Below are 25,483 nucleotides of genomic sequence, written 5' to 3'. Positions count from 1 at the left end.
GGCGACTACTTCTTGGCGGCGTAGGGGTTCGCGATGCCGATGTACTGCACCGTGGTGTACTCCTCGATGCCCTCGGCGCCGCCCTCGCGGCCAAGGCCGGACTGCTTGACGCCGCCGAACGGGGCCGAGGCGTTGGAGATGACGCCCGCATTGAAGCCGACCAGGCCGAACTCGATCTGCTCCGAGACGCGGAACATCTTGTTGACGTCCTTCGTGTAGATGTAGGACGCCAGGCCGTACTGGGAGGCGTTGGCCAGCTCGATCGCCTCCTCCTCGGAGGCGAAGGTGGTCACCGGGGCCACCGGTCCGAAGATCTCCTGGGAGAGGATCGGGTTGTCGCTGCCCACGGAGAGCAGGGTCGGGATGTAGAAGTAGCCGTCCCCGTCCTTCGGCTTGCCGCCGGTCACGACCTCGCCGCCGGCGGCCACGGAGTCCTGGACCAACTGGTGGATGTCGTCGCGGGCCCCGCCGTCGATGATCGGGCCGACGGTGGAGTCGGCCTCGGTGCCGCGGGCCGGGTTCAGCTCGTTCAGGGCGGCCGCGAACTTGGCCTTGAACTGCTCGGCCACGTCCTGGTGGACCAGGAAGCGGTTGGCGGCGGTGCAGGCCTCGCCCATGTTGCGCATCTTGGCGGCCATGGCGCCCTCGACGGCGGCGTCCAGGTCCGCGTCCTCGAAGACCAGGAACGGGGCGTTGCCGCCGAGCTCCATGGAGGTGCGCAGCACGTTCTCGGCCGCGTCCTGCATCAGGCGCACGCCCACCGGGGTGGAGCCGGTGAAGGAGACCTTGCGCAGGCGGGAGTCCTTCATCAGCGGACCGGAGATGGCCGAGGCGGAGGAGCCGGCGACGACGTTCAGCACGCCCGCGGGCAGGCCCGCCTCCTGCATGACCTGGGCGAACAGCATGGAGGTCAGTGGGGTGAGCTTGGCGGGCTTGAGCACCATGGTGCAGCCGGCCGCGATGGCGGGGGCGACCTTGCGGGTGGCCATGGCCAGCGGGAAGTTCCACGGGGTGATCAGCAGCGAGGGGCCCACGGGCTTGTGCGTGACGATCATCTTGTTCTTGCCCTCGGGCGAGGTGAAGTAGCGGCCGTAGTGGCGCACCGTCTCCTCGGAGAACCAGCGCAGGAACTCGGCGCCGTAGGTGACCTCACCGCGGGCCTCGGCCAGCGGCTTGCCCATCTCCAGGGTCATCAGCAGGGCGAAGTCCTCGGCCCGCTCCATCACGAGGTCGAAGCCACGGCGCAGGATCTCGGCGCGCTCGCGCGGGGCGGTCAGCGCCCACTGCCCCTGCACGGCGGCTGCGGCGTCCAGGGCCGCCATCGCGTCGTCCGAGTTGCCGTCCTGGATGGACAGCAGGACCTTGCCGGTGGCCGGGTCGTGGACATCCAGGGTCTTGCCGGAGGAGGCGTCTCGCCACTCCCCGTTGATCAGCAGTCCGGTGGGGACGGACTGCAGCAGTTCCTGCTCGCGTTCGGCGGTGACAGTGGTTGCGATCATGGAATGCCTCTTTCCGGTCGGTCGGATCGGTCGGCACCCGTGTGGGCGTTCCACGCCCGGGCCGGTGCCATCCGCTCCAGCCTAGTGGCCGGGACCGTCCGCAGCGGATGCGGGTCTCTTTGCGTCTGCCCGGGCCTCAGTCTTCCGCCACACCCCGGCCGACCACGATCGATGCCAGTTCCTCGGCCGAGAACTGCCCCGCCGTCTCCGCGTCCAGCCTCGCGCCCAGCCCATCGAGGACGCGGGTGAAGAACGAACGCGAGGCGGCGGTGAAGACGATGCCCGCGATCTCGCCGTCGTTCAAGCCCGCCTCGTGCAACCGGTCGATGTCCCGCTGTTCCACCGCGGCCGCATCCGTGGCGATCCGGCCAGCGAACTCGTAGGCCTCGCGGTCGCGGTCACTCAGCCGGCTTCCGTCGGGCTGCTCGGTGATGTCCCGGGCGGCTTGGGCGTCCCCGCAGACATCGCGCAGGAACTTCGTGTGGGCCGCCGTGCAGTAGCTCGATCGAAGCGCCCTGGCAGCGGCGATGGTCGCTATCTCGTAGAGGCGCCGTTCCAGGCCGTCCCGCACGGCCAGGTTCAACTGGTCCCACGCCGCGGCCACCTCGGGATGGGTGGAGAAGGCCTGCGCATAATCCGGCAGGAAGCCCCAGGATCCGCGGTGCCTCCGGTAGAAGTCGGCGAGAACCCCGGTGGCCTCGGACTCTGGGACAACGGGAATGAACACCGGACCGTCACCTCACGACCGGCACAGGCAGAACGGGTGTCCGGCGGGGTCCAGGAAGACCCTGAAGCCCTCGCCCGGCTGCTCGTCCGTCTTGGTCGCGCCCAGCTCGAGGACGGCCCGCTCCCCCACGTCCAGGTCCTGCACCTGGACATCCAGGTGCATCTGCTGCGGGCGGTCCTGCCCCGGCCAGTCCGGAGCACGGTAGTCCACGACCCGCTGGAAGGAGATGCCGTTGGTGCCATCGGCGGGCTGCAGGTCGACCCACTCGTCCTGCTCACCCGTGGGGTCCTGCACCTCCCAGTCGAGGATCTCGCCGTAGAACCGTGCGAGGGCCTGCGGATCGGGGCAGTCGATGACGAAGCTGGGATAGCGCGCGATGCTCATGCGCGCCACGGTACGCCGACGCCGGCCCTGATTCCGAGGCCTCGTTCGCGGGTTTCACTGCCGGGAGGCCAGCACCGCCTCATAGAGCTCGCGCTTGGGCACCCGGCGGGCGCCGGCCACGATGTTGACCGCCTCCTTCAGCCGGGTGCCGGAGGCCACCAGGACCTCGACGTCGGCCACCTGGCCGGCCGTGTCCGTGTCCGGCGCGGCGGTGGCTCCGCCGGTGACGATGACGATCTCGCCCTTGATCTCCTTCGATCCGGCCCACTGAACCAGGTTCCCGAGGCCGTCCCGCACGACCTCCTCGTGCAGCTTGGTCAGCTCGCGGGCCACGCAGGCGGGGCGGTCGGCACCGAAGGCGTCCCGCAGCGAGGCCAGGGAGGCCTCCAGCCGGCGAGGCGACTCGAAGAAGACCAGCGTGCGCGCGTCCCGGGCCAGCTCACCCAGCAGCCGGGCCCGCTCCCCCTCCTTGCGCGGCAGGAAGCCCTCGAAGGCGAAACGGTCCGTGGGCAGCCCGGACAGCGCGAGCGCGGTGGTGACGGCGCTCGGCCCGGGCGCGCAGGTCACGTCCACGCCCTCCGCCGCGGCAGTGGAGACGAGCCGGTAGCCGGGGTCCGAGACCAGCGGCATCCCGGCATCGGTCACCACGGCGACGACGGCGCCGTCCCGGGCCGCGGCCAGCAGCTCGGTGGTGGACTCCCGCTCGTTGTGCTCGTGGTGGCTGACCACCTTTCCCGTGATCCGCACGCCGAGGCCCTGGGCAAGATGGCGGGCGCGCCGAGTGTCCTCGGCGGCGACGATGTCCGCCGTGGCCAGCAGGTCCCTGAGTCGTTGCGAGGCGTCGGCGAGATTGCCGATCGGGGTGGCCGCCAGCACGATCTGCCCGCCGGGGCCCGCATCTTCGCTCATGAGGACGAGTCAAGCACAGCTGGCCGGTCCAGCCGTCATCCCAGCAGACATCCCAGCCGCCATTCCAGCCGCCATTCCAGCTGTCATCCGACAACGCGCACCCCGACGCCTCGGGCTCCATCGAAGTGCGCGGAATCGGATGACGGCCCGGGCACGCGTCACCCGTCACTACCCGGCGCTGGGCGTCCCGACAATCAGGAGTGGGCCCCCGTCATGGATCCCTGGTCGCGACTGGTTGCAGATGCTGCAACTAGTCCCCGGGCACCGCCTCCGGGTCCACCGGTTCCGCCGCCGCACCGTCCGCGGCCTCGTCCTCGAGGGCCGGGCCGCCGAGGGCCTGTTCCTGCCACTGCTCGGCCCACCACCGCCCCGGCTCGCCGGTCACCACCACGGCGCCGGTGTTCGAGACCGGGTGGCGAGCGGCGAAGTCGGCCGTGATGTTCTCAGAGCGCGAGGCGGCCCAGGCACGGATCACCGCCCCGTGGCTGAAGAGGGCCGCGACCCCGACCCCCGTCTCGGCCACCTCCTCGACCACCTCGTCGAAGGCACCGAGCACCGAGTGCCCGTCCCGCTCGGTGCCGGGCATGCGACGCTCGGGGGCGTCTCCGGCCCAGCCGAGCACGATCGACAGGTAGGTCTGGATGGACTCCTCGTCGTTCGCCATCTCCAGCGATCCGGCGGGGACCTCCCGCAGGTCGCGGCGGATCCTCACCTCATGGCCCAGGGAGCGGGCCAGCGGAGCGGCCGTCTGCTGCGTGCGCACCAGGGTGGACGCGTAGATCGCCTCGATGCCCTGGGCGCCGAGCGTGTCCGGCAGGGCCAGGGCCTGCTCCCGGCCCAGCTCGGTCAACCCGGGGCCCGGCTCGGCGGTGTCGAGGTGCCGGCCGACGTTGGAGGGGGTCTGTCCGTGGCGGACCAACAGCAGGCGCATGATCCCAGTATCCCTGCCCGGCCACGGGTGCCACGTACGATGGCAAGGTGCTCCAGTCCACCTCCACAGTGCCCACGGTGCAGCCGGCGCCCCCGGCCCGCTCGACCCGGTGGCTGAGCGCCCCCGCCGATGCCTCCACGGACACCGCCCTGCGGCTGCGCCTGCTCGGTGAGCGCTTCCACCCGGGGCACTGGGGCTGGATCGTGCCCCTGGCCGTCACGGTGCTGGCCGGGCTGCTCCGGTTCCTGCACCTGGACCACCCGCACCAGCTGATCTTCGACGAGACGTACTACGTCAAGGACGCCTTCACCCTGCTGCAGTCCGGCGTGGAGATGAACTGGCCGGAGGACCACAACGAACAGTTCGTGGCGGGCGACCCCCAGCCGCAGGACACGGCCGAGTACGTGGTGCACCCGCCGCTGGGCAAGTGGCTGATCGCCCTCGGCATGGCCGTGTTCGGCGCCGACCACGGCACGGGCTGGCGCTTCTCCGCGGCGGTGGCCGGCACCCTGTCCGTGCTGCTGACTGCCCTGATCGCCCAGCGGCTGTTCCGCTCGGTGTTCCTGGGCGGTATCGCCGGCCTGCTGCTGGCGGTGGAGGGCCACCACCTGGTGATGTCCCGCACCGGCCTGCTGGACATCTTCCTCTCGTTCTTCGTCCTGGCCGCCTTCGGGGCCCTACTGCTGGACCGCGTGGACGGGCGACGCCAGCTCGCGCGCCGGATCGGCGCCGCGGTCGCACGGAACGGCGGGGCGCCGCCGCCATCCCTCATGAGATACGGACCTTGGCTGGGCTGGCGCCCCTGGCGCCTGGTGGCCGGGCTCCTGCTCGGCGCGGCCTGCGGGGTGAAGCTCTCCGGGCTGGCGTTCATGGCCGTCCTCGGGCTGATGACGGTCCTCTGGGACATGAACGCCCGGCGCGTTGCCGGCGTGCGGAACTGGCTTCGGGCCGGCGTCACGCATGACGGGCTGTACGCGTTCGTGGCGGTGGTCGGCGTGGGCGCGCTGACCTACCTGGCCACCTGGACCGGCTGGCTCGTGACGGGCCACGGCTACAACCGCCAGTGGCACGAGACCCATCCGCCCGAGGCCTGGTGGCAGCACCTCGTGCCGGGGCCGCTGCGCTCCCTGGCCGACTACCACCGGCAGTCCACCCAGTTCCACGAGGGCCTGGCCTCCGGTCACGACTACGCCTCCAGCCCCTGGACCTGGCCGTTCATGGGCCGGCCCACGTCGTTCTACTACGAGGGCTACGACGACGGCGCGGGCGGCTGCCCCGTGGACACCTGTTCGGCGGCCATCACCGACCTGGCGAACCCCGTGATCTGGTGGGCCGGCACGCTGGCCGTCCTGGCCCTCGTGCTGATCTGGCTGGGCCGCCGGGACTGGCGCGCCGGGGCCATCCTGGGCGTCTACGCCGCCGGCCAGCTCGTGTGGTTCCTCTGGCCGGAGCGGACCATGTTCTTCTTCTACACGATCGCCTACACCCCCTTCCTGATCCTGGCGATCACGCTGTGCCTGGGCTATCTGATGCGCTTCGGCCGGCCGGCCAACCGGCGCCGCAACACCGTGCTGGTCCTCGCGTTCGTGGCCCTCGCCGTGGCCGTGAGCGCGTTCTTCATGCCCGTGTGGACCGGGGAGATGATCCCCTACGAGCAGTGGCGGGCCCGGATGTGGATGAGCAGCTGGATCTGAGGCGGATCCCAACGGATAGGCTGAGCCCCATGATGCAGGAAGCCCAGACGGACCAGGTCGCCAGCCTCCCTCCCGAGACGAACGTGACGGACCGGTTCCTCGCCGTGGCCGCGGAACACCCCCAGTCCCCCGCGTACGCGGTGCGCAACGGCTCCGGCGGCTGGCTGGACGTGTCCTACGCCTCCTTCCTGGTGCAGGTGCGCGCCGCCGCCAAGGGGCTGATCGCCCTCGGGGTGACCCCGCAGTCCATGGTGGGCATCATGGCCCCGACCTGCTACGAGTGGGCCGTGATCGACCAGGCCATCTGGTTCGCCGGCGCCGTCTCGGTCCCGGTCTACGAGACCTCCTCCCCCTCCCAGGTGGAGCACATCCTCGCCGACTCCGGGGCACGCCTGGTCTTCACCGCCGACGAGAACCACCGCACCGCCGTGACGCGCGCCGCCGGGCAGGGCGGCTTCGAGGTCTCCGTGGTCCCGCTGGACGCCGCCGGCCTGGCCGAGCTGGTCCGCGCCGGCCGGGATGTCACGGACGAGGCGCTCGAGGCGGCCCGGACCGCGAACTCGATGGCCGACGTCGCCTCCCTGGTGTACACCTCCGGCACCACCGGCAAGCCCAAGGGCGCCCGCATCACGCACGCCAACTTCGCCGTGGGCGCCGTCAACATCCTGCCCTTCGCCCGGGAGATCGTGGGCGGCGGCGAGCAGCGCACCCTGATGTTCCTGCCGCTGGCGCACGTGCTGGCCCACGCGGTGCAGTACATCTGCCTGGTCGGCGGCATCCAGATCGCTCACGCCTCGGACCTGAAGACCCTGACCGCGGACCTCGCCTCCTTCCACCCCACCTGGCTGCTCGCCGTCCCGCGGGTCTTCGAGAAGCTCGACGCCGGCGCTGCCGCCGCCGCGCGCTCCGGCGGCACCGAGAAGATCTTCTCGGCGGCCCGGTCCACCGCGATCGAGTACTCCCAGGCCCAGGACGCCGCCGCCCGCGGCGAGGGCACCGGGCCCGGCGCGCTGCTGAAGGCCCGGCACGCCCTCTTCGACCGGCTCGTCTACCCGAAGATCCGCACCATCCTCGGCGGCGCCGCGCAGTACACCGTCTCCGGGGCGAGCGCCCTGAACCCCGAGCTGGCCCATTTCTTCCGCGGGGCGGGACTGGGGATGCAGGAGGGCTACGGCCTGACCGAGACCACGGCGCCGGCCACCCTGAACATCCCGGGGATGACCCGGGTGGGCTCCGTGGGCCTGCCGGTGCCCGGCACCACCGTGCGGATCGCGGAGGACCAGGAGATCCTGATCCGCGGCACCATCATCTTCGACGGCTACCACGGCCAGCCCGAGGCGAGCGCGGCCGCCTTCGACGAGGACGGGTTCTTCCGCACCGGTGACATCGGCCGGCTGGACGAGGACGGCTTCCTCTACGTCACCGGGCGGAAGAAGGAGATCATCGTCACCGCCGGCGGCAAGAACGTCTACCCGACCCCGCTCGAGGAGTCCGTCCGGTCCGCCGGCGTGGTCTCCCAGGTGGTGGTGGTCGGCGACGGCAGGCCCTTCGTGGGTGCGCTCGTCACCCTGGACCCGGACGGGCTGGCCCAGTGGGCCGACGCTGCCGGGATCGGCGAGATGTCCCTGACCCTGGCGAGCACGGACGAGCGGGTGCGCGCCGAGGTGCAGCGCGCCGTGGACCTGGCCAACGAGTCCGTCTCCCAGGCCGAGTCCATCCGCAAGTTCACCATCCTGGACACCGAGCTCACCGAGGAGTCCGGCCACGTGACGCCCTCGCAGAAGCTGCAGCGCAAGGCCGTCATCCAGGACTTCGCCGGAGCCATCGAGGAGCTGTACCGCAGGTAGCGTCCCCCCTGCCCGGGTGTCCGGCTCATCCGTCCGGCTCAGGCGTCCCGGGCGTCGTACCAGTCGTTGCGGCGGCGGATGAGGTCGGCCTGGGCCAGTCGCGAGTCCTGCCGGCGCCGGCGGGTGGGCCAGGTGCAGACCAGGGTGACGATGAGCGTGAGCAGCACCAGGCCCGCGATGCCGATCCCCGCGTCCATCCAGAACTGGTTCGGGTAGAGGCGGATCAGGGCGTCGGTGGCCTGGAACGTCCAGGTGCCGTCCGCGAAGAACAGGCTGTGGAAGCCGGCGAAGAACGTCTCCCAGCCCAGCACCGCCAGCACGGCCACGGCGATCAGCACCACGAGCATCCACAGCGAGCCGGCGAACAGCGCCCGGCGGATGCCGCCCTTGGCGGTGCGGGCCAGGGCCACCATGAACACGACGCACAGCAGGGCCAGCACCGCGCCCACCGCGAGGGTGATGAGCATGACCAGCTTGACGTCCGCCATGTGGGAGACCTCGGACTCGGTGAACAGCTGGTTGCCCTGGTGCTGCAGGTCGGACAGGTACCGGGCCGGGGCGGCGTTGAACAGGTAGTCCATCCCCGCCGAGCCGTAGGTCAGCCGGTCCTCGGTGGTGAACCCCAGCTCGTCGGCCGGGAACCCCGGGCGGTGGTACTCGATCCACAGGAAGACCGGCGAGGCCACGGCCCGCACAGCGGCGATCAGCACGACGATCGGGAAGAACAGCGCCAGCAGCACCTGCATCACCTTCGGCCCGGCCGAGGGCCCCTCCAGCGCCTCGTCACGGGCCAGGGCGCGCGCCTCGGCATCGCGCAGGTCCCGACGGCGGTCCTCGGCGTCAGCGGCCGGCCCGCCGGTGGCGAAGCCCCGGTAGTCCTCCGGACCGGAGCCGGCCCGCGCGGCGGTGGCCCCCGCCTGGCCCGCGGCGCCTGCTCCCGCGGCGGCACCGGAACCGGCTTCGCTGCGGGCTCCCGCTTCACTCGAGCCGGCGTCCCAGAGGGTCGCGGGGCCTTCGGCGGTGTCCTGGTCCGGGGACGCCGTGGCGGTGACGGACGCCGACTCGGTTCCGGCCCGCTCCCCCCGGGCGCGGGCTGCCGGGCGGTCCTGCGCCGCCGCGCGTTCCTCCGCCGTGGCGGCGTCGCCGGCGGCCCAGGCATCCAGCTCGGCACGGTCGATCGACTGCGTTGACTGGGTCCCGGCGTCGCCGTCCAGTGCGGCGCGGTCGATCGCCTCGGTGGCCTGGGTGTCGTCGCCAGCTCCGTCCAGGGCGTCCGAGCCCACGGGGGCGGTGGCCTGATGCGAACCCGACGGTTCCGGGATCTCGTCGGTGGACTGGGTGGGCTGGGTGGGCGCGGCATCGGGCTCGTCATCGTCGATGAACGCGCCGTAGTCCAGCCCGCTCTCGAACTCGCTGGCCTCGGCGCGACGGCTCGCGTCCGCGGTGCCGTCCAGGCGCTCGTCCGCTCCGTCGTGTGGGAAGTCCTTGCCAGCCATCGTCCTGCCTTCTGATCGCGCGTGGTTCGCCGTGTCTGTACCCGAGACTAGTGCCGGGCCGCGCCCGGGCCCCTGTGGCCACGCCCGGGGCACCCGAGGTGGGCTCAGGCGGTCAGCTGGCGGGCGCCGGCGTCGTGCGCCTCCAGGTCCCCCGTGCCACCCCGGGCGACCGCCCGGCGGCCCAGCACGAGGGTGTAGGTCCAGTAGCCGGCCAGCACGGCCAGGCCGAGGCCGAGCCGCAGCCAGTGCGGCAGGTCCGAGGGGGTGACGAAGCCCTCCACCACGCCCGAGACCGCGAGCACGATCACCAGGCCGAAGGCCACCGTGAACAGTGAGCGGCCCTCCGCGGCCAGGGAGTCCAGGCGGGTGCGCTGCCCGGGGGCCACCCAGGCCCAGAAGATCCGCAGGCCCGCGGCTCCGGCGATGAAGATGGCGGTCAGCTCCATGAAGCCGTGCGGGAGGATGTAGAGGAAGAAGGTGTCCAGCTCGCCGTGCGCGGCCATCACCCCGCCGGAGATCCCCACGCCCTGGGCGTTGACGAACAGGACGTAGGGCACGAAGTAGCCGGTGATCCCGAAGGCCACCTCCTGCGCGGCGATCCACGCGTTGTTGGTCCACACCTGGCCGGCGAAGGACGCCGCGGGGTTCTCCGAGTAGTAGCCGGTGAACTGCTCCTGCGCGTACTCGCGCATCTGCTCCTCGGTGCCCAGCGAGGCCAGCACCTGGGGCTCGCCGTTGACCCAGGCGCCGAACCAGACGGCCACGAGGCAGAAGGCGGCCCCGAGGATCACGGTGAGCCAGCGGATCCGGTAGAACGCCGCGGGGAGCTGTTCCAGGAAGAACCGGGAGAAGCCGGCGGACGCGCTGGACGGGGCGCCCGTGATCCGGTTGCGTGCCCGGGCCAGGACCATGGACAGGCCGGCGGCTTGGGGCCCGTCCGGATCGTGGGCCTGCACCATGGACAGGTGGGTGGAGGCCCGCCCGTAGAGCTCCAGCAGCTCGTCCGCCTGGCCGGCGTCCAGCCGGCGCGTGCGCGCTAGGGCATCCAGCCGCTCCCAGGTGGGGCGGTGCACGGAGGTGTAGGCGTCCAGGTCCACGGGATTCAGGCTACCGGTAGGCTGGGCGACCATGAGCACAACGGTGGTGACCGGTGAGGCCGTGGTGCTGCAATTGCGGCCGGCGTCCTTCGTGATCCGGGCCGCCGGTGCCCTGATCGACGCGCTCGCCCTGGTGCTGGTCTTCCTCGGGATCCTCTGGGTGCTCGGGCAGACCATCCTGGAGACGCTGGACCCGGCCGCGGCGCAGGCCACGGTCCTGTCCCTCGTGGTCGGGCTGGTGGTGGGCGTCCCCCTGGCCGTGGAGACCCTGAGCCGCGGCCGCTCGCTGGGCAAGCTGGTCTTCGGGGTGCGCGTGGTGAGGGACGACGGCGGCGCCATCCGCCTGCGCCACAGTCTCGTCCGCGTGCTGCTGGGGATCTTCGAGGTGTGGATGTCCTTCGGCTCCGTGGCCCTCATCGCGTCCATGCTGAACGAGCGCGGCAAGCGCCTGGCGGACATGGTCGCCGGCACCCAGGTGGTCATCGAGCGCCAGCGGAAGGTGCCCCCGCCGCTGCCCGCGGTCCCGGAGACCATGCGCGCCTGGGCCGAGGTGGCGGACGTCGGCCGCCTGCCGGACGCGCTCGTGGCCTCCGTGACCCAGTTCCTGCGCCACGCCCGCTCCGTGCCGCCGGCGGTCCGGGCGCAGACCGCCGGCCGGCTGACGGCGCAGGTGGTGCCGTTCGTGGCCCCGGGCCCGCCGGCCGGGGTCACGCTGGAGGACTTCCTGCTGGGCGTGGTGGCGGAGCGGCGCAACCGGGACTACCGGATGCTGGCGCGGCGGCTGGAGCGGACCGAGGCCTCCGCCGAGCGCCTCCACGCCCTGCCCTTCACCTGACCTTCCCGGCCCGCGGGGTCCTCAGTAGCGGTAGTGATCCGGCTTGTACGGGCCGGCCACGTCCACGCCCAGGTACTCGGCCTGTTCCTTGGAGAGCTCCGTCAGGTGGGCGTTCAGGGCGTTCAGGTGGAGCCGGGCGACCTTCTCGTCGAGGACCTTGGGCAGCACGTACACCTGCTTGCCGTACTCCTCCCCCGTGATGGAGCCGTGCCGGGCGAAGAGCTCCATCTGGGCCATCACCTGGTTGGTGAAGGAGGCGCTCATCACGAAGGACGGGTGCCCGGTGGCGTTGCCCAGGTTGAGCAGGCGGCCTTCCGAGAGCACGATGATCGAGCGCTCGTTCTGCCGCCCGGAGTCGAAGGTCCACTCGTGCACCTGCTGCTTGATCTCCGTCTTGACCACGCCGGGGACCCGGGCCAGTCCGGCCATGTCCAGCTCGTTGTCGAAGTGGCCCACGTTGCCGACGATCGCCTTGTCCTTCATCTTGACCATGTCCTCGGCCATGATGATGTCCTTGCCGCCGGTGGTGGTGATGAAGATGTCCCCGGAATCGATCACCTCGTCCAGGCGCACCACCTGGAACCCGTCCATGGCGGCCTGCAGGGCGTTGATGGGGTCCACCTCGGTGACCACCACGCGCGCGCCCTGGCCGCGGAAGGACTCGGCGGCGCCCTTGCCCACGTCCCCGTAGCCGCAGACCACGGCCGTCTTGCCGCCGATCAGCACGTCCGTGCCACGCATGATGCCGTCCGGCAGGGAGTGGCGGATGCCGTACTTGTTGTCGAACTTCGACTTGGTGACGGAGTCGTTGACGTTGATGGCCGGGAACATCAGCTGCCCGGTCTCGGCCAGCTGGTAGAGCCGGAGCACGCCCGTGGTGGTCTCCTCGGTGACGCCGCGCAGCTCACGGGCGATGCGCGTCCAGCGCTGCGGGTCCGTGGCGAGCGAGGCGCGCAGGGTCTCCAGGATGACCTGGTACTCCTCGGGGTCCTCAGCCGTGGGGCTCGGGACGGCGCCGGCGGCCTCGAACTCCACGCCTTTGTGCACCAGCAGGGTGGCGTCGCCGCCGTCGTCCAGGATCATGTTCGGCCCGAGGGCCGGATCCTCGTCGGCACCGGGCCAGTTCAGGATCTGGGAGGCGGTCCACCAGTAGTCCTTCAGGGTCTCGTTCTTCCACGCGAACACCGGAACGCCGGCCGGTGCCTCCGGGGTCCCGGAGCCCACCACGATGGCGGCGGCCGCCTCGTCCTGGGTGGAGAAGATGTTGCAGGACGCCCAGCGCACCTCCGCCCCGAGGGCCAGCAGGGTCTCGATCAGCACGGCGGTCTGCACGGTCATGTGCAGCGAACCGGCGATCCGTGCCCCGGCGAGCGGCTGGGACTCCCCGAACTCCTCCCGCAGGGCCATCAGCCCGGGCATCTCGTGCTCGGCCAGGCGGATCTGGTGGCGGCCGGCCTCCGCCAGGGAGAGGTCCCGCACGGCGAAGTCGAAGGTGGCACCGGGGACGGTGACACGGTTGGCGTACGCCGGATCGGTGGCTGGGCTCGCGGAGCTGGCGGCAGGGTTCTCAGTCATGCTCCCCAGCCTAGATCAGGCGCGCAGGCCCGGCGGGGCATTCGTCAGGCGGCGAAATCCTCAGCGGTCGCCGGTATCCCGCAGTACGCGCAGGGTGGGCCGCCCGGGCCGGGCCGGGGCCTCGCCGTTGATGGACCCGGCCGAGCCGTTCGCCTCCGGCCGGGGGCCGGCGTCGGGAGCGGTGCCGCGGCGGCCGGTGGTGGGCGGTGCGGTCCGGGAGCCGGTGCCCGACGCCGGCCGGTCGGCTTCGGCGCGCGGGGACGGCTCGCGCACGGCGTGGGCCAGGGCCAGCAGGTCATCGGGTTCGGGACGGGCGGCCGGGGCCGAGCCCTCCGGCGGGTCGATGCGCAGCAGTTCCCAGCCCTTGGGGGCGGTCATGCTGTGGGAGTGCCTGGCGCACAGGTCGTAGGTGTGCGGCTCGGCCAACCGGGACATGGGCCCGAGCACCACCGTGGAATCGGCATAGTTGTACGTCAGCGTTGCCACTGCCGCAGTCTGGCAGCTGGTCTTGGAGCACTGGCGCATCGATCCCACGGCAGACCACCCTACCGCGCCGCGCCGCACTTCGGCGCGCACCGCCCGCCGCCAGGACGCGTGTCCGGCCCAGTACCCACGCGCACCGGCGGGGACTAGCATGGACGCCATGACGTCCTTCGATCCCCTGACGGTGGAGCAGGGTGTGGCGCAGGAGGCGGACGGCCGGCGCAGGACCCGCTCCCCCCGGCGGAACCGCCGCGGCCGCGGCCTGCGGGGTCCGCTGCTCCCGGAGGGGCTCCCCGGCGCACACACCCGCAACGAGGCCTTCGCCGGGTACCTGGCCGCCGCCGTCTCACGGCTGGCCGAGGTCTGCGGACCGGCCGTGGAGCAGGCCCGGTTCCGGGCGACGATGGTCCCCGAGGACCTGGAGAACCGGCTCGAGCTGGTGCGCGCCTGGGGCGCCGAGCTCGTGGACGATCCCACCGGGTCCACCCGGCGGGACGCCCAGGGCACGGCGGTCATCACCATCCACCGGCGCCCGATCGAGGCCCGCTGCCCGATCCCCTCGATGCTCCCGGACCTCGTGTACGGGGCCGTGGTGGAGCAGTGGGCCGAGCTGACCGGGCTGACCCCGGAGGCCGTGGACCCGGACTACCACTGGTAGGACCGGGTCCCGCAGCGCCACAACGCCGCGGAGCCACACCCGTTCGGTACCCCGCTCAGTACCCCACGCGGACCGGGACGCCGGAGACCTGTTGCTGCTGCGGCACCACGGGGTACGCGGAGATCCCCTGCTCCCCGCGGACGTCCACGCCGGCGTGCACCTGCCCCTCGGCGGTCTCCAGCAGCGCCCCGGCGACCTGCGCGTCGTCGCCGTCCTCGAGGTCGTCGAAGGCCACCGCCCGGGTGGATTCCGGACCGAGTTCCCGCACGCGCGATTCCCCGAGGCTGCCGTCGCTGAGGACGGGCGTGATCTCCACGGCCCCACCGGCGTCCGAGTAGAGCACGAGGTTCGCCACGGCCCCGGTGGGACGGGCCACCAGCCGCTCCAGGCCGAGCGGCCCTACGGCGGAGACGCTGGAGAGGTCGACCGGCCCCTCGGCCTGGCCGGAGAGCCCGCGGGCACTGGCCACGAGGGGGGCGTCCGCGGTCACGGTGACCGTGTAGACGTCGTGGTCCAGTCCGTCCAGCGGGAAGCGGAGCGTGGAGCCCGCCTCCACGTCCACCACGCCGCCGGCGGGGAGCTCCATGGGCCCGTCCGGGCCGCTCACGGTGATCTCGGCGGTCGCCCCGGCGGCGGGGGCGGCCAGCAGCACGGCGGGGCCGGCCTGCTCGTAGCCGTCCTGGCCGATGACGGCCCCGGCGGCCTCCGCGGACGGGACCACGAGCCCCGGCAGCACCGCGCTCCGGGACGGCGCGGCAGTCGGCTGGATGACCTCCACGCCCCCGGGGGTGATGCCGAAGAGCCGGTGCTGCTGCACCGTGGCGCCCACCGCCCCGCCCTGCGCGGTGACGTGCACGGCCAGGTGCTCCTCGTCCGGGGCCAGTCCGCCCAGCACGATCGAGCGGGACTGGCCCGGCGCCAGCACGATCCCGGAGGTCCCGGGTGCCTCCACCGGGCCGGACGCCCCGTGCAGTGCCAGGTCCACGGTGCTGGCCGAGGCCGAGGGATTCGAGAGCACCAGCACGGCCGTGGAGCCCACCGTGGTGGTGGCCCCGGCCAGCCAGTGGTCGTGCGCGGGGGCGGTGCAGGAACTGGCATCGGTGCCGGCCAGGTCGCCGTCCGCTGCCGAGTAGAGGGACACGGCGTCGGAGGGGGTGGCCTGGCCGCCGATGGGCTCGACCGTCACCGCCGTGGGCTCCCCCGCCTCGCCGCCCGGGGAGGCGATGTCCGCCACGGCCGCCTCGCGGACCGGGACGCCGTCCGCGCCGGACGTGGCCGGGGTGCCCTGCTGGAGGTCCTCGGGCTGCGATGCCGTCAGCTCCTGCGGCTCGCCGGCGCCGCCGTCACCACCGTCTCCGCCCGGCGTGGTGGCCGGCAGGGTGGCCAGGGTGCTGCCCGGGAACCGTCCGGCCAGGTCGGACAGCAGCACCGAGGTCAGGCGCGAGTCGGCCGAGGTGGAGACGGGGCTGAACTGGGTGTCCGTGCCGTCCTCGGCCCCGGCGGGCAGCCGCGGCGGCCCCGCACACACGGACTGTGCCGGCACGGCGTTGAGGGCGGCGGGGACGGCCGTGCCATCCACCTGAGGGGCGGCGGGCGGGACGAGGCTGCCGGCGGTCACGGCGGCGGCCACCAGGACCACGACGCCGGCCCCGGCCAGTCCCGCGGCCACCGGCGCCTTGCGGACCATCCCCCGCTGGTGCGCCTCGAGGGCGGCCTGGCGCTTCCGGTCCCGCGCCTCGGCGGCCCGCTGGCCCTTGCGCTGCCCCCGGGTGGGCTCCTGCTCCGGGTGCTGGCTCGGGCCGTGGTCCTGGTTCTGGCTCATCGCTCCACCTTCCTACTCCTCGGCGAGGGGATCGCCAGCAGCACGGCCAGCACCAGCAGGATGCCGGGCAGCCACCAGGCCCAGGCCGCGGCCGGGGAGGAATGCCAGACCCGCAGCTCGCCGCCTTGCTCCGGCAGCTCGAAGGACTGGTTCCAGGCCGAGCCGTCCACGGGCACGGCCGCCAGCGGCTCCCCGTCCAGGGTGGCCTGCCAACCGGGGTCGGCCCGCTCGGCCAGCACCAGCCGCCGGCTCTGCTCGGCGCCTGCGGTGTCCCCCGCCCCATCCACGGCCGGCAGCTCCGTGTCCACGGTCGCTCCGGACCGGGCCACCAGGTGGGTCGTCTCGCCGGTGCCGTCCACGATCCGCACGCGGGAGGCCGCGAAGCCCATCCGGTCCTCGAGGTCGTGGGGCCCCACCACCGGGATGCCGCCGTCGTCCTCGGGGACCACGCGCCACAGCCATCCGGAGTCGGTCAGGCCCACGGGGGCCAGCCCCGGCACGGCGTCAATGGAGGCGGCCGTTCCCAGCTCGCCCCCGTCGGGGTCGCGCAGCACCACGAATCCGGCGCCGAAGGCCTCGAGGACCGGCCGGGGGTCCGCGTTGGTCCCGGCGGCCAGCTGGGCCGCCAGGCTGCGCAGCTGCTCGTCCGCGCGGTCCGGTGCGGCCGCCGTCGGGCCGGTCACCGGGCCGGTGAGGGACCGGGCGGTCCATCCGGCGCTGAGCCGGTCCAGGGCGGGGCCGGCGCCGGTGGCGAGGCTGACCTGCAGTCCGTCCGCCGTGCGCTCGAGGACGACCGTCCGGGTGGCCAGGGCGCTGGCCCCCTGGTCAGCCGCGGTGGCCGGCAGCAGCCGGGTGGGGCTGGGCTGCAGCACCGAGCCGGTGCCCAGGGTGGACAGGACGGGGTCGGACTCGCCGTCCGCGGTCCGTGACTGGAGGGCCGCGCCGACGGCGGGGTCCAGCGTGGCGCCGGGCAGCAGCCGCGGGATGCCCCACACGGTGGCGGTGAGCGCGACGGAGCAGATCGCCAGGCCGCTCAGGACCACCACGCCGGTGCGGCGCAGCGGGCCGATCCGGTCCCGCACGGCGCCGGGAGAGCGGCGCAGGCCCAGCAGGCCGTTCAGCCCGGCCACGGCGGCCAGCAGCACCCCGAGCAGGACCGTGGAGGTGAAGGGCCCGGTGAACACCGTCACGAGATCGCCCCGGGCGTCCAGCGAGGTGGCGATCAGCGGCGCCAGGGCCGCTCCGGCCACGCCGAGCAGCGAGAGGCCGAGGCCGATCCGCGCCTGCACGCCGATCCGGCCGGTCATGAACGCGCCGGTGAGGGCGGCCAGCAGCACGGGGACGCCGATGACGAGCGCGGCCACCAGAGCCCAGGGGAAGCCGGCGCCGCCCGGCACGGCGGAGTCCAGCCAGGGCAGGGCCAGCAGGCCGGAGTCGGCGGCGAAGGCCTCCGGGAAGCCGAGGACCTGCTGCCAGAGCGGGGCCGGGTCGTAGGCCTGCGGGACGCCCGGATCGCCGAGCACGGCCCGCGGATCCGTCCAGTGCGCGATCACCGCGGGCAGGAACAGCGTCACCGCCGGCAGCGGGGTCCACCACAGGGCCCGTCCGCGCCGGCGGCTGAGCACCGCGAGGGCCAGGACGGCCAGCACCAGGAGCGGCAGCAGGGCCGGGGACGCCGCGCCGAGGCCGGCCAGCAGCAGGGCGGTCCAGCCGGAGGCCGTCCAGGAGACCACGCCGCGGTGGCCGGGGCGCACCCGGGCACCGGGCAGGTCCTCGGACGTGCCCTCCGGGTCGGGGCGCCGCAGCGCCGCGGAGCCGGTGGCGCGGATGACGGCCAGCGCCAGCCAGGGCAGGGCGAGGTGGACGAGCAGCGCGCCGGGGCGGCCTCCTCCGGCGGCGGTCAGCAGGGCCGGGGACAGCCCCCACAGCAGGCCGGCGAGCAGGCGGACGCCGCGGCCGCGGGCCACGGCGCCGGCCGCCAGCCAGGCGCCGGTGGCGGCCAGGGGCATCGCCAGGACGGTCAGCCACACCAGCGCCAGGGAGCCGTGGCTGGTGACCCCGAGCACGGTCAGGGCCAGGCCGAAGGGGCCGGGCTGGACGGGGGCACCGGCCCCGGCGGGGGCCCAGCTGCCGGTGGCGTGCTGCCAGAGGTCGGCGAGCGAGCCGGACACCGGCAGCAGCGAGCCTCCGACGAGGGCCGGCGCGGCGAGCAGCTCGCGCAGGCCCACCAGGGACAGCCCGCCCAGCAGGAGCAGGGCGATCATCAGGCCGGTGCCGACCCAGTTGCGCTCCGGGGTGGCCAGCGCCGCGAAGTCGTCATGGCCGCCGGTGGCCTCGCCGGGGGCCAGGGTCGAACCGGTGCCGTCGCCGATGACCTCGTCTGGGGACTCCAGGTCCACCACGCTCCGCCGGTAGTGGCGCACCTCGGCGCGGGAGGCCTTGAGCGGGGCGACGATCGAGCGGGGCGCGGCCTGCGTCCGCCGGGCCCGCCGGCGGGATCCGGCCAGGGGCACCACGCGCACGAGCGTCCGCAGTGTGCCGGCCAGGTGGGCGCCGCCCCGGCCGGGCTCCTTGGCCAGCAGGGAGGCGGCGAAGCCACCGATCCCCGTGATCAGCCCCCAGAGCCAGAGCAACGGCACGGCCCAGGGGCGGGCGTGCTTCAGCCGCAGCCACAGGGAGGCCTCGCGCTCGGCCGAGGTCCCGGCGTAGAGGCCCTCGCCGCGCCCGTCGTGTTCGATCAGGGCCCCGGGAACCACCACCACGCGGTGCCCGGCCAGCCGGTTGCGCCAGCACAGGTCCACCGCGGCGGCCGGCAGCGGACCGGCGGGGTCGGTCCCGCCCAGCCGGTTCCAGACGTCCGTGCGGACGAGCATCCCAGGGGCCGAGACGGCGAAGGCGTCCGTGCGGGCGTTGTACTGCCCCTGGTCCAGCTCGCCCGGCTCCACGAGGCTGAGGGGTTCCGCGGCGCCGGAGACGGTCAGTCCCACGTCCAGCAGGTGCCGGGGACGGCCCCATTCGACCTGCTTGCACCCGGCGATGGTCACGGAGGGGGATGACTCCACCACTGTCATCAGCCGCTGCAGGGCCTCGGGGGCGGGGCGGGAGTCGTCATGGATCCACCACAGCCAGCCCGATCCGCCGCCCGCCGGGAGCTGGATCCGGTGCAGGGGTGCTGCCTGGGACTCGAAAGGCAGCCCGGCGTCGTCGGCCAGGCGCGCCAGGCGGTGCAGGAGGTCCGCGCGGCCGTCACCGGTGCCGGGGGCGGGGGCCTCGATGGCACGGTCCTCGGAGGGGGAACCGGAGGAGGGATCGGTTCCTGGGGTTGCGGAGACGGGGTCCTCCGCGGTGAGGACCGCCAGGAGACGGTCCGGGAGCCGTTCCTGCGCGAGCACTGCCTGGACGGCGTCCACGGCCAGGTCCGGCCGCCCGTTCACGACGAGGACGGCCGTGACGCCCTCGGCCACGTGGTCCGGGGCGGCGGGGGCGGGCAGGGTGTCCGGCGTGGAGATCAGACCGACCGCTTCCGGAGCCGGCGCCTCTCACGCTCGGACAGGCCACCCCAGATGCCGAACCGTTCGTCGTTGCCGAGGGCGTACTCCAGGCATTCGCTGCGCACGGTGCAGGAGGAGCAGACCTTCTTGGCGTCGCGCGTGGACCCGCCCTTCTCGGGGAAGAAGGCCTCGGGGTCCGTCTGCGCGCACAGGGCGTCGACCTGCCAGGCCAGCTCGCCCTCCACGTCCAGCGGATCGGCCAGTCCGGGCAGTCCCAGCCACTCGGAGGACTGGGCGGCCGACTCCTCGGCGCGCTCCCCGCCCTGCCGGCGGGGGTCCGCGGTGCCGGGGTGCAGGGCCGTGACCGTGGCGTCGCCGAGGCCCGTGACGGGCGAGTCCTCAGCCGCGTCGTGGTCGGCGAGGAAGGCCGTGGCCTGATCCTCGAGGGAGGTTCCGGCCTCCAGCCGGCGGGCGGCATCCGGATCGGCCGGATCGAGGAACCAGTCGGCGGGAACGCCGCGGCCAGGCTGGAGGCCCTCCGTCAGTGGCTGTCCGGCCGCACCGTTCCGGTGGGCGTCGATCTCGTGAACCTCGTCGAGGCGCTGGGCGTTCTCCATGTGATTCCTCCCCGTTCTCACGCTGGTCATCCCGTCACCGGAGGTTCCGGTGCCTGCGGATCGGGCAGGGCTCCTGACACGCCGTCCGACCACATCCCCCGCGGCGCCGGGCGCGCCCGGACCAACAGACCGCCGGACGGACCGGCGGCAGCGGGGAACGTGTGGTGGGCGGTGGGAAGCGCCGTGGTCACCATGACCGTTCCGAAATGAATTACACCGGTGTAACTCGCGGTTCGTCAAGCCGGGACGGCACAATGTGAGGGCGGGAACGGCTCCGTACCTCACGACACGCCGCCGTGCCGACACGCCGAGGTTGGCGTGCGGTCCGGCCCCGCCACCGCGGTCCACCCCCGCGGCAGCCCCTGCGAAAGGACGCTCCATGGTCACCCTCGGCACGAATCTACCCGGTAGCGGCGCAGGCCGGGGCACCGGACGGACCGACTGGTTCGCCGCCCTGGCGGCATCGCCGCGGCCCGCCGTGGTGGACTACGCCGGCGGCGGCGACCGGGTGGAGCTCTCCGGGCGGGTGCTGGCCAACTGGGGCGCCAAGACCGCCAACCTCGTGGAGGCCGAGCGCCACGGTCCGGACGCCACGGTGCTCGTGGACCTGCCGCTGGACTGGACGTCCCTGGCCGTGCTGCTGGGACTCGCGCGGGCCGGCGTCGGGCTGGTCTTCGCCGGCGGGCCGGTCGAGGTGGACGACGCCGGACGTGACGCCGACCTCATCCTGACCGCGGCACCGGCCGACTGGGCCGAGCACCCCGCCGAGCTGTGGACCGTGGACGCGGGTACGGAGGCGGGGGTCGACGCCGCTGGGCAGACCGTTGCACAGCCCGCGGCCGCGCCCCCCGCGCACGCCGTGGACTTCCTCACCGAGGTGCGCATGCAGGCGGACCAGTGCCACCTGCCGCTGCCCGGCGGCCCGGAGGGGCTCCCGGGGCTCGCCGAGGCGTGGGAGGACCTTGCGGCCCCGGGAGGCGCCGGTGTCACGGAGGACCGGCTGTCCCGCCGGGAGCGCGGGCTCGTGGTGGCCGCAGCGGGAGCCCGGCTGGACCGGACGGTCGCCACCGCCGCCGTGCGCATGTGGGACCGGGGCCTGCCGGTGGTGCTGGTGCCGGAGCGCGCCGCGCCGTTCAGCGCGGCCACCACCCGAAGGGTGGAGGCCGAGGGCGTGGGCGCCCCGGCCTAGCGCGGCTCGGCCGGCGTGCGGGCCGAGGGCGCGGAGGAGTCCTGCGCCACGGGACCGGCCGGGGCCGGCGTCGCCCCGGGCCTCCGGCGGTGCCGGCGCGGGGTGTCCTCCGTGCGGATGACGGGCAGTTCTCCGGTGAGGCGCTCGCGGTCGTCCGCGAACCGGGGGTCCGCGTCCAGCTCCTCGGTGAACACCCAGAAGCGGTAGGCGAAGAAGCGGAAGATGGTGCCCAGGATCAGGCCGACCACGCTGCCGGCGATGAAGATGCCGGTGGTGGAGGTGACCCCCAGCCAGTACTGCGCCACGAAGACACAGCCCGCTTGGATACCCATCCCGATGACGTTCATCACGGCGAAGAGCACGAACTCGCGCATGAGGTTGTTCTGCCGCCGGTGCCGGAAGGTCCACAATCGGTTGGCCACGTAGGAGAAGACCGTGGCCACCGCGCTGGCCACGAGCTTGGACTTGACGTTGCTGCCCTCCATGGGCCCGTGCATCAGCCACAGGAAGATCGCCGAGTCCACCACGAAGGCGGCCGCTCCGACCGCGCCGAACTTGGCGACCTCCCGCCAGAGCATGGCGACCAGGGCCATGAACCGTTGCCACAGGTTGCTGATCATGGGCGTTGGTGGACTCCTTGTTGCGCGGCGGAATTCGTGAAGAGTGCGGGGCTGAAATCGGAAAATGCCTTCGCACACTGTAGACCGGATTTCTGCCCGTTTCCTGACAACTGGACGGCCCCGGGCGGTTCTGCCGGGACCGGGCGGCCGCGCTGGTTACCCTTGGTCCGTGAGTTTTCCTGTGATCGGTGTAATCGGTGGCGGCCAGTTGGCGCGCATGATGGCCCCCGCGGCCACGGCCCTCGGGGTCCGGCTGAAGGTCCTGGCCGAGGGCCCGGACGTCTCGGCCACCACGGCGGCCCCGCACACGGTGGGCGACTACCGTGACCTGCAGACTTTGCGGGACTTCGCCGCCGGGGCGGACGTGGTCACCTTCGACCACGAACACGTCCCCGCGGAGCACCTGGAGGCCCTGCTGGCGGACGGCGTCAACCTGCAGCCGGGCCCCAACGCCCTGCAGTACGCACAGGACAAGCTGCTGATGCGTGCCGCCTGCGAGCGGCTCGGACTGCCCAACCCGGCGTGGGCCGCGGTGTCCACCGTGGCCGAGCTGATCGGGTTCGGCGAGCGGCAGGGATGGCCCGTGGTGCTCAAGACCCCGCGGGGCGGCTATGACGGCAAGGGCGTGCGGGTCGTCCGCTCGGCCGCCGAGGCCGAGTCGTGCGGCGACTGGTTCGAGCTGGTCTCCCCCACCGGATTCGAGGCGCTGCTCGCCGAGGAGATGGTGGGATTCTCGCGCGAGCTCTCCGCCCAGGTGGCCCGCTCCCCCTCCGGCCAGACCGTCCCCTACCCCGTGGTCGAGTCGGTCCAGACGGACGGGGTGTGCGATGTGGTGACGGCCCCCGCCCCGGACCTCGACACCGGGATCGCCCGCGCCGCACAGGACGCCGCAGTAGCGCTGGCCGACGGTCTCGGCGTGACCGGCATGCTGGCGGTGGAGCTGTTCGAGACCCCCGGCGTCGGCCCCGGGTTCATGGTCAACGAACTCGCCATGCGCCCCCACAACTCCGGCCACTGGTCCATGGACGGCGCGGTCACCGGACAGTTCGAGCAGCACCTGCGTGCCGTGCTGGACCTGCCCCTGGGGTCCACGGAGCCCCGCGGCGCCTTCACCGTGATGAAGAACTACCTCGGCGGGGCCAACCAGGACCTGTACGCGGCCTTCCCCGCCGCCATGGCCGCCCACCCCGAGGCCAAGATCCACGCCTACGGCAAGTCAGTCCGCCCGGGCCGCAAGATCGGCCACGTCAACGTCACCGCGGCTCGGCCGGAGGATCTCGGCGCGGCCCGCCGGGCCGCCGAGGGGGCCGCCGCGATCATCAGCGAGGGCCCCGCAGGCCACGCCGGCCACCAGGAGCAGTCATGACCCCCAGCGAATCCCCCCGCCAGTCCGCAGGGCCCGACGCCGGCCCGGAGACTCCCGGAGCGCACCCCACCGCCGCGCGCGTCGCCGTGGTCATGGGCTCCGACTCCGACTGGCCCGTCATGGAGGCGGCCGCCGCGGCACTGGAGGAATTCGGCATCCCGTACGAGGCCGACGTCGTCTCCGCCCACCGCATGCCGCACGAGATGGTGGACTTCGGCACGCGGGCCCACGAGCGCGGGATCCGGGTGATCATCGCGGGCGCCGGCGGCGCCGCGCACCTGCCGGGCATGATCGCCTCCACCACCCCGCTGCCCGTCATCGGCGTCCCGGTGCCGCTGAAGACCCTGGACGGCCTGGACTCACTGCTCTCGATCGTGCAGATGCCGGCCGGGGTGCCGGTGGCCACCGTCTCCATCGGCGGGGCCCGCAACGCCGGCCTGCTGGCGGTGCGCATCCTCGCCGCGGGCACGGACCCGGAGGCGGAGCGGCTGCGCGCCCGGCTCCTCGACTTCGCGGCGGAGCTGCGGGACACGGCGGGTGCCAAGGGCGCCCGGCTGCGCGAGTCCCTGGTGGACCGGCCCGGATACCGCCCGTGATGGCTGCCCGCCCCTCCCTGCTCCATCCCCGCCCCGCCGGCGGAACGGACCCCGTGCGACACCCCGAGGCCATGGGCTCGCCCCAGCGGACCAAGCGGGGCTGGATCCTGCTGCTGCTCACGCTCGTGGTCCCCGGCGGTGCCCAGGTGGTGGCCGGGAACCGCGGGCTGGGCCGCGCCGCGCTGCGCGTCACCCTGACCGTCTGGGTCCTTGCGGTCGTGGCGCTCGTGCTGCTCGTGGTTCGGCGGGAGCTGCTGGTGCAGGTCCTGGCCAACACGTGGGTCCAGCTCGCCGGGATCGTGGTGCTGGCGGCGCTGGCCCTGGGCTGGCTGGTGCTGTGGATCGACACGTTCCGGCTGCTGCGGCTGCGCCTCGTGGCGCCCGGGATGAAGCCGCTGCTGGCGTTCTCCACGGTGCTGCTGCTCGTGGCGACCTCCGGGGTGCTGGGCTACGGCTCCTATGCGGTCAACGCCGGTCGCAACGCGCTCAACGAGATCTTCGCGCCCGGGCCGGCGATCGAGCCGGTGGCGGGCCGCTACAACTTCCTGCTGATGGGCGGAGACGCCGGTGAGGGCCGCATCGGTCTGCGCCCGGACTCGATCCACGTGGCCTCGGTGAACGCCCGCACCGGCAGCACCATCCTGTTCTCCATCCCCCGCAACTTCCAGAACGCCCGGTTCACCGCCGACTCGCCCCTGTGGCAGGCCTACCCGCAGGGCTTCAACTGCGGTGACGAGTGCATCATCAACGCCCTCTACGTGGACGTGATGGCGAACCACCAGGACCTTTACCCCGGGGCCGAGGACCCCGGTGCCGAGGCCATGATGGACGCGGCCGGCGGCATCCTCGGACTCGAGATCCAGTCCTACGCCATGGTGGACATGGGCGGGTTCTCCCAGCTCATCGACTCCATGGGCGGCGTCACGGTCACCTCGGGCGGCTGGACCACCTACCGCGGCACCCGGCCGGACGGGGAGTGGGGCAACGCCTGGTGGGGTCCCGGCACCTATGACTTCGACGGCGAGCAGGCCCTGGCGTTCGCCCGCTCCCGCCACTTCTCCACCGACTACTCGCGGATCCGCCGCCAGCAGTGCATCCAGTCCGCCATGCTGGCCCAGTTCAACCCGCAGACCCTGGTCACCCGGTTCCAGGGCATCCTGGACGCCGGCGAGCAGATCGTGGAGACCAGCCTTCCCGGCCAGCAGCTCGGGACGTTCGTCTCCCTGGCCACGAAGGGCCAGTCCCAGGGCATGGGCCGGCTGACCATCGGGCCGCCGGACTTCGAGGGAGAGGACGGCCGGTTCACCACCTACCCGGACTTCGACGAGATCCACTCCCGCGTCAACGGGATGCTCGCCGAGGACGGCACGCCGCAGGCCGCCGGGCCCGCCGACCCCGCGCCCCTGTTGTTCGTGAACGCCACGGCGGGCTTCCTGTCCGCGTCCTCCCCCGCCGCGTCCGAGGGCCCCACCGCGGACAGCAACGACCCGGACGACTGGCCGGCGCCGCCCACCCAGCGGGACGGCAGCGAGATCACCGAGGAGTACCTCATGCACCTCGAGGACACCGGCCAGTCCGGCCTGCTGGAGGACGCCGCCACCACCAACCACCTGTGCGTGGCGGGCTAGCCAACGCCACGCTAGTCAA

At 73.2% G+C, this 25,483-nt stretch carries 21 protein-coding genes; 8 read left to right on the top strand and 13 right to left on the bottom strand.

Features of this window, described 5'->3' with window-relative positions:
* Positions 1-5 precede the first annotated feature (5 nt).
* From RE421_RS07245 to RE421_RS07225, 5 genes are all read right to left on the bottom strand, one after another.
* Positions 6-1,499, bottom strand: a complete 1,494-nt coding sequence (locus RE421_RS07245; RefSeq protein WP_309816565.1) for an NAD-dependent succinate-semialdehyde dehydrogenase — start codon at positions 1,497-1,499, stop codon at positions 6-8.
* 136 nt (positions 1,500-1,635) lie between these two features.
* On the bottom strand, positions 1,636-2,226 hold the full coding sequence (locus tag RE421_RS07240) for a carboxymuconolactone decarboxylase family protein (protein WP_309816563.1): 591 nt from the start codon (positions 2,224-2,226) through the stop codon (positions 1,636-1,638).
* A 12-nt stretch (positions 2,227-2,238) separates the two neighbouring features.
* A complete protein-coding gene (locus RE421_RS07235; RefSeq protein ID WP_309816559.1) occupies positions 2,239-2,610 on the bottom strand; it encodes a VOC family protein in 372 nt (123 codons plus the stop codon).
* 54 nt (positions 2,611-2,664) lie between these two features.
* Positions 2,665-3,519 carry a 16S rRNA (cytidine(1402)-2'-O)-methyltransferase gene (gene rsmI / locus RE421_RS07230; protein ID WP_309816555.1) on the bottom strand — a complete coding sequence of 285 codons (855 nt, stop codon included), beginning with the start codon at positions 3,517-3,519 and terminating at the stop codon, positions 2,665-2,667.
* Between the two features lie 250 nt (positions 3,520-3,769).
* Complete coding sequence (locus RE421_RS07225; protein WP_309816552.1) at positions 3,770-4,450, bottom strand: histidine phosphatase family protein; 681 nt, start codon at positions 4,448-4,450, stop codon at positions 3,770-3,772.
* Between the two features lie 47 nt (positions 4,451-4,497).
* Here RE421_RS07225 and RE421_RS07220 point away from each other — a divergent pair, with 47 nt between their 5' ends.
* Both RE421_RS07220 and RE421_RS07215 read left to right on the top strand, forming a co-directional pair.
* Positions 4,498-6,144, top strand: coding sequence for a phospholipid carrier-dependent glycosyltransferase (locus tag RE421_RS07220; protein ID WP_309816548.1), 1,647 nt, complete (start codon positions 4,498-4,500; stop codon positions 6,142-6,144).
* A 32-nt stretch (positions 6,145-6,176) separates the two neighbouring features.
* The gene (locus RE421_RS07215; RefSeq protein WP_309817175.1) at positions 6,177-7,991 is read left to right on the top strand and encodes an AMP-dependent synthetase/ligase; all 1,815 of its coding nucleotides are present in this window, start codon (positions 6,177-6,179) and stop codon (positions 7,989-7,991) included.
* Positions 7,992-8,029: 38 nt separating this feature from the next.
* On the opposite strand, the gene RE421_RS07210 is transcribed toward RE421_RS07215, so the two are convergent.
* Entirely contained in the window at positions 8,030-9,487 is a 1,458-nt protein-coding gene (locus RE421_RS07210; protein WP_309816541.1) for a TIGR01906 family membrane protein, read from the bottom strand.
* A 104-nt stretch (positions 9,488-9,591) separates the two neighbouring features.
* A complete protein-coding gene (locus RE421_RS07205) occupies positions 9,592-10,584 on the bottom strand; it encodes a stage II sporulation protein M (RefSeq protein WP_309817172.1) in 993 nt (330 codons plus the stop codon).
* Between the two features lie 31 nt (positions 10,585-10,615).
* Here RE421_RS07205 and RE421_RS07200 point away from each other — a divergent pair, with 31 nt between their 5' ends.
* Positions 10,616-11,419: an RDD family protein gene (locus tag RE421_RS07200; protein WP_309816539.1), complete on the top strand. Its 804-nt coding sequence runs from the start codon at positions 10,616-10,618 to the stop codon at positions 11,417-11,419.
* Between the two features lie 21 nt (positions 11,420-11,440).
* Here the strand turns inward: RE421_RS07200 and ahcY are convergent, their stop codons facing one another.
* Together ahcY and RE421_RS07190 are read right to left on the bottom strand one after the other, a co-directional pair.
* Positions 11,441-12,994 (bottom strand): adenosylhomocysteinase, encoded by a 1,554-nt coding sequence (gene ahcY / locus RE421_RS07195; RefSeq protein ID WP_309816534.1) that lies wholly within the window; start codon positions 12,992-12,994, stop codon positions 11,441-11,443.
* 60 nt (positions 12,995-13,054) lie between these two features.
* The gene (locus RE421_RS07190; protein WP_396134612.1) at positions 13,055-13,480 is read right to left on the bottom strand and encodes a DUF3499 family protein; all 426 of its coding nucleotides are present in this window, start codon (positions 13,478-13,480) and stop codon (positions 13,055-13,057) included.
* Positions 13,481-13,637: 157 nt separating this feature from the next.
* Between RE421_RS07190 and RE421_RS07185 the strand changes: the two genes are divergently transcribed.
* On the top strand, positions 13,638-14,135 hold the full coding sequence (locus RE421_RS07185; protein ID WP_309816531.1) for a metallopeptidase family protein: 498 nt from the start codon (positions 13,638-13,640) through the stop codon (positions 14,133-14,135).
* A gap of 55 nt (positions 14,136-14,190) precedes the next feature.
* Here RE421_RS07185 and RE421_RS07180 read toward each other — a convergent pair whose 3' ends face one another.
* The 3 genes from RE421_RS07180 to RE421_RS07170 are packed head-to-tail and all read right to left on the bottom strand — an operon-like array spanning position 14,191 to position 20,065.
* The gene (locus tag RE421_RS07180) at positions 14,191-15,957 is read right to left on the bottom strand and encodes a DUF5719 family protein (RefSeq protein ID WP_309816530.1); all 1,767 of its coding nucleotides are present in this window, start codon (positions 15,955-15,957) and stop codon (positions 14,191-14,193) included.
* A complete protein-coding gene (locus RE421_RS07175) occupies positions 15,954-19,421 on the bottom strand; it encodes a glycosyltransferase (protein WP_309816528.1) in 3,468 nt (1,155 codons plus the stop codon). Before RE421_RS07175 ends, RE421_RS07180 begins: the two co-directional genes overlap by 4 nt.
* A gap of 44 nt (positions 19,422-19,465) precedes the next feature.
* On the bottom strand, positions 19,466-20,065 hold the full coding sequence (locus RE421_RS07170) for a WhiB family transcriptional regulator (protein ID WP_309816523.1): 600 nt from the start codon (positions 20,063-20,065) through the stop codon (positions 19,466-19,468).
* 379 nt (positions 20,066-20,444) lie between these two features.
* On the opposite strand from RE421_RS07170, the gene RE421_RS07165 reads away from it, so the two are divergent.
* Entirely contained in the window at positions 20,445-21,254 is an 810-nt protein-coding gene (locus RE421_RS07165; protein ID WP_309816520.1) for a TIGR03089 family protein, read from the top strand.
* Here RE421_RS07165 and RE421_RS07160 read toward each other — a convergent pair.
* Positions 21,251-21,874 carry a GtrA family protein gene (locus tag RE421_RS07160; RefSeq protein WP_309816517.1) on the bottom strand — a complete coding sequence of 208 codons (624 nt, stop codon included), beginning with the start codon at positions 21,872-21,874 and terminating at the stop codon, positions 21,251-21,253. The genes RE421_RS07165 and RE421_RS07160 overlap by 4 nt on opposite strands.
* Before the next feature lie 169 nt (positions 21,875-22,043).
* Between RE421_RS07160 and RE421_RS07155 the strand changes: the two genes are divergently transcribed.
* The 3 genes from RE421_RS07155 (at position 22,044) to RE421_RS07145 (ending at position 25,464) form a co-directional block, all read left to right on the top strand.
* Complete coding sequence (locus tag RE421_RS07155; protein ID WP_309816513.1) at positions 22,044-23,240, top strand: 5-(carboxyamino)imidazole ribonucleotide synthase; 1,197 nt, start codon at positions 22,044-22,046, stop codon at positions 23,238-23,240.
* Positions 23,241-23,332: 92 nt separating this feature from the next.
* Complete coding sequence (gene purE, locus RE421_RS07150) at positions 23,333-23,836, top strand: 5-(carboxyamino)imidazole ribonucleotide mutase (protein ID WP_309817166.1); 504 nt, start codon at positions 23,333-23,335, stop codon at positions 23,834-23,836.
* Positions 23,836-25,464: an LCP family protein gene (locus RE421_RS07145; RefSeq protein WP_309816510.1), complete on the top strand. Its 1,629-nt coding sequence runs from the start codon at positions 23,836-23,838 to the stop codon at positions 25,462-25,464. Before purE ends, RE421_RS07145 begins: the two co-directional genes overlap by 1 nt.
* Positions 25,465-25,483 lie beyond the last annotated feature (19 nt).

The sequence above is a fragment of the Citricoccus sp. I39-566 genome (assembly GCF_031432995.1).
GTDB classification, from domain to species: Bacteria; Actinomycetota; Actinomycetes; order Actinomycetales; family Micrococcaceae; genus Citricoccus; species Citricoccus nitrophenolicus_A.
Note: the sequence above shows the minus strand (reverse complement) of the source record. Positions and strands in the feature narration are given on the sequence as shown.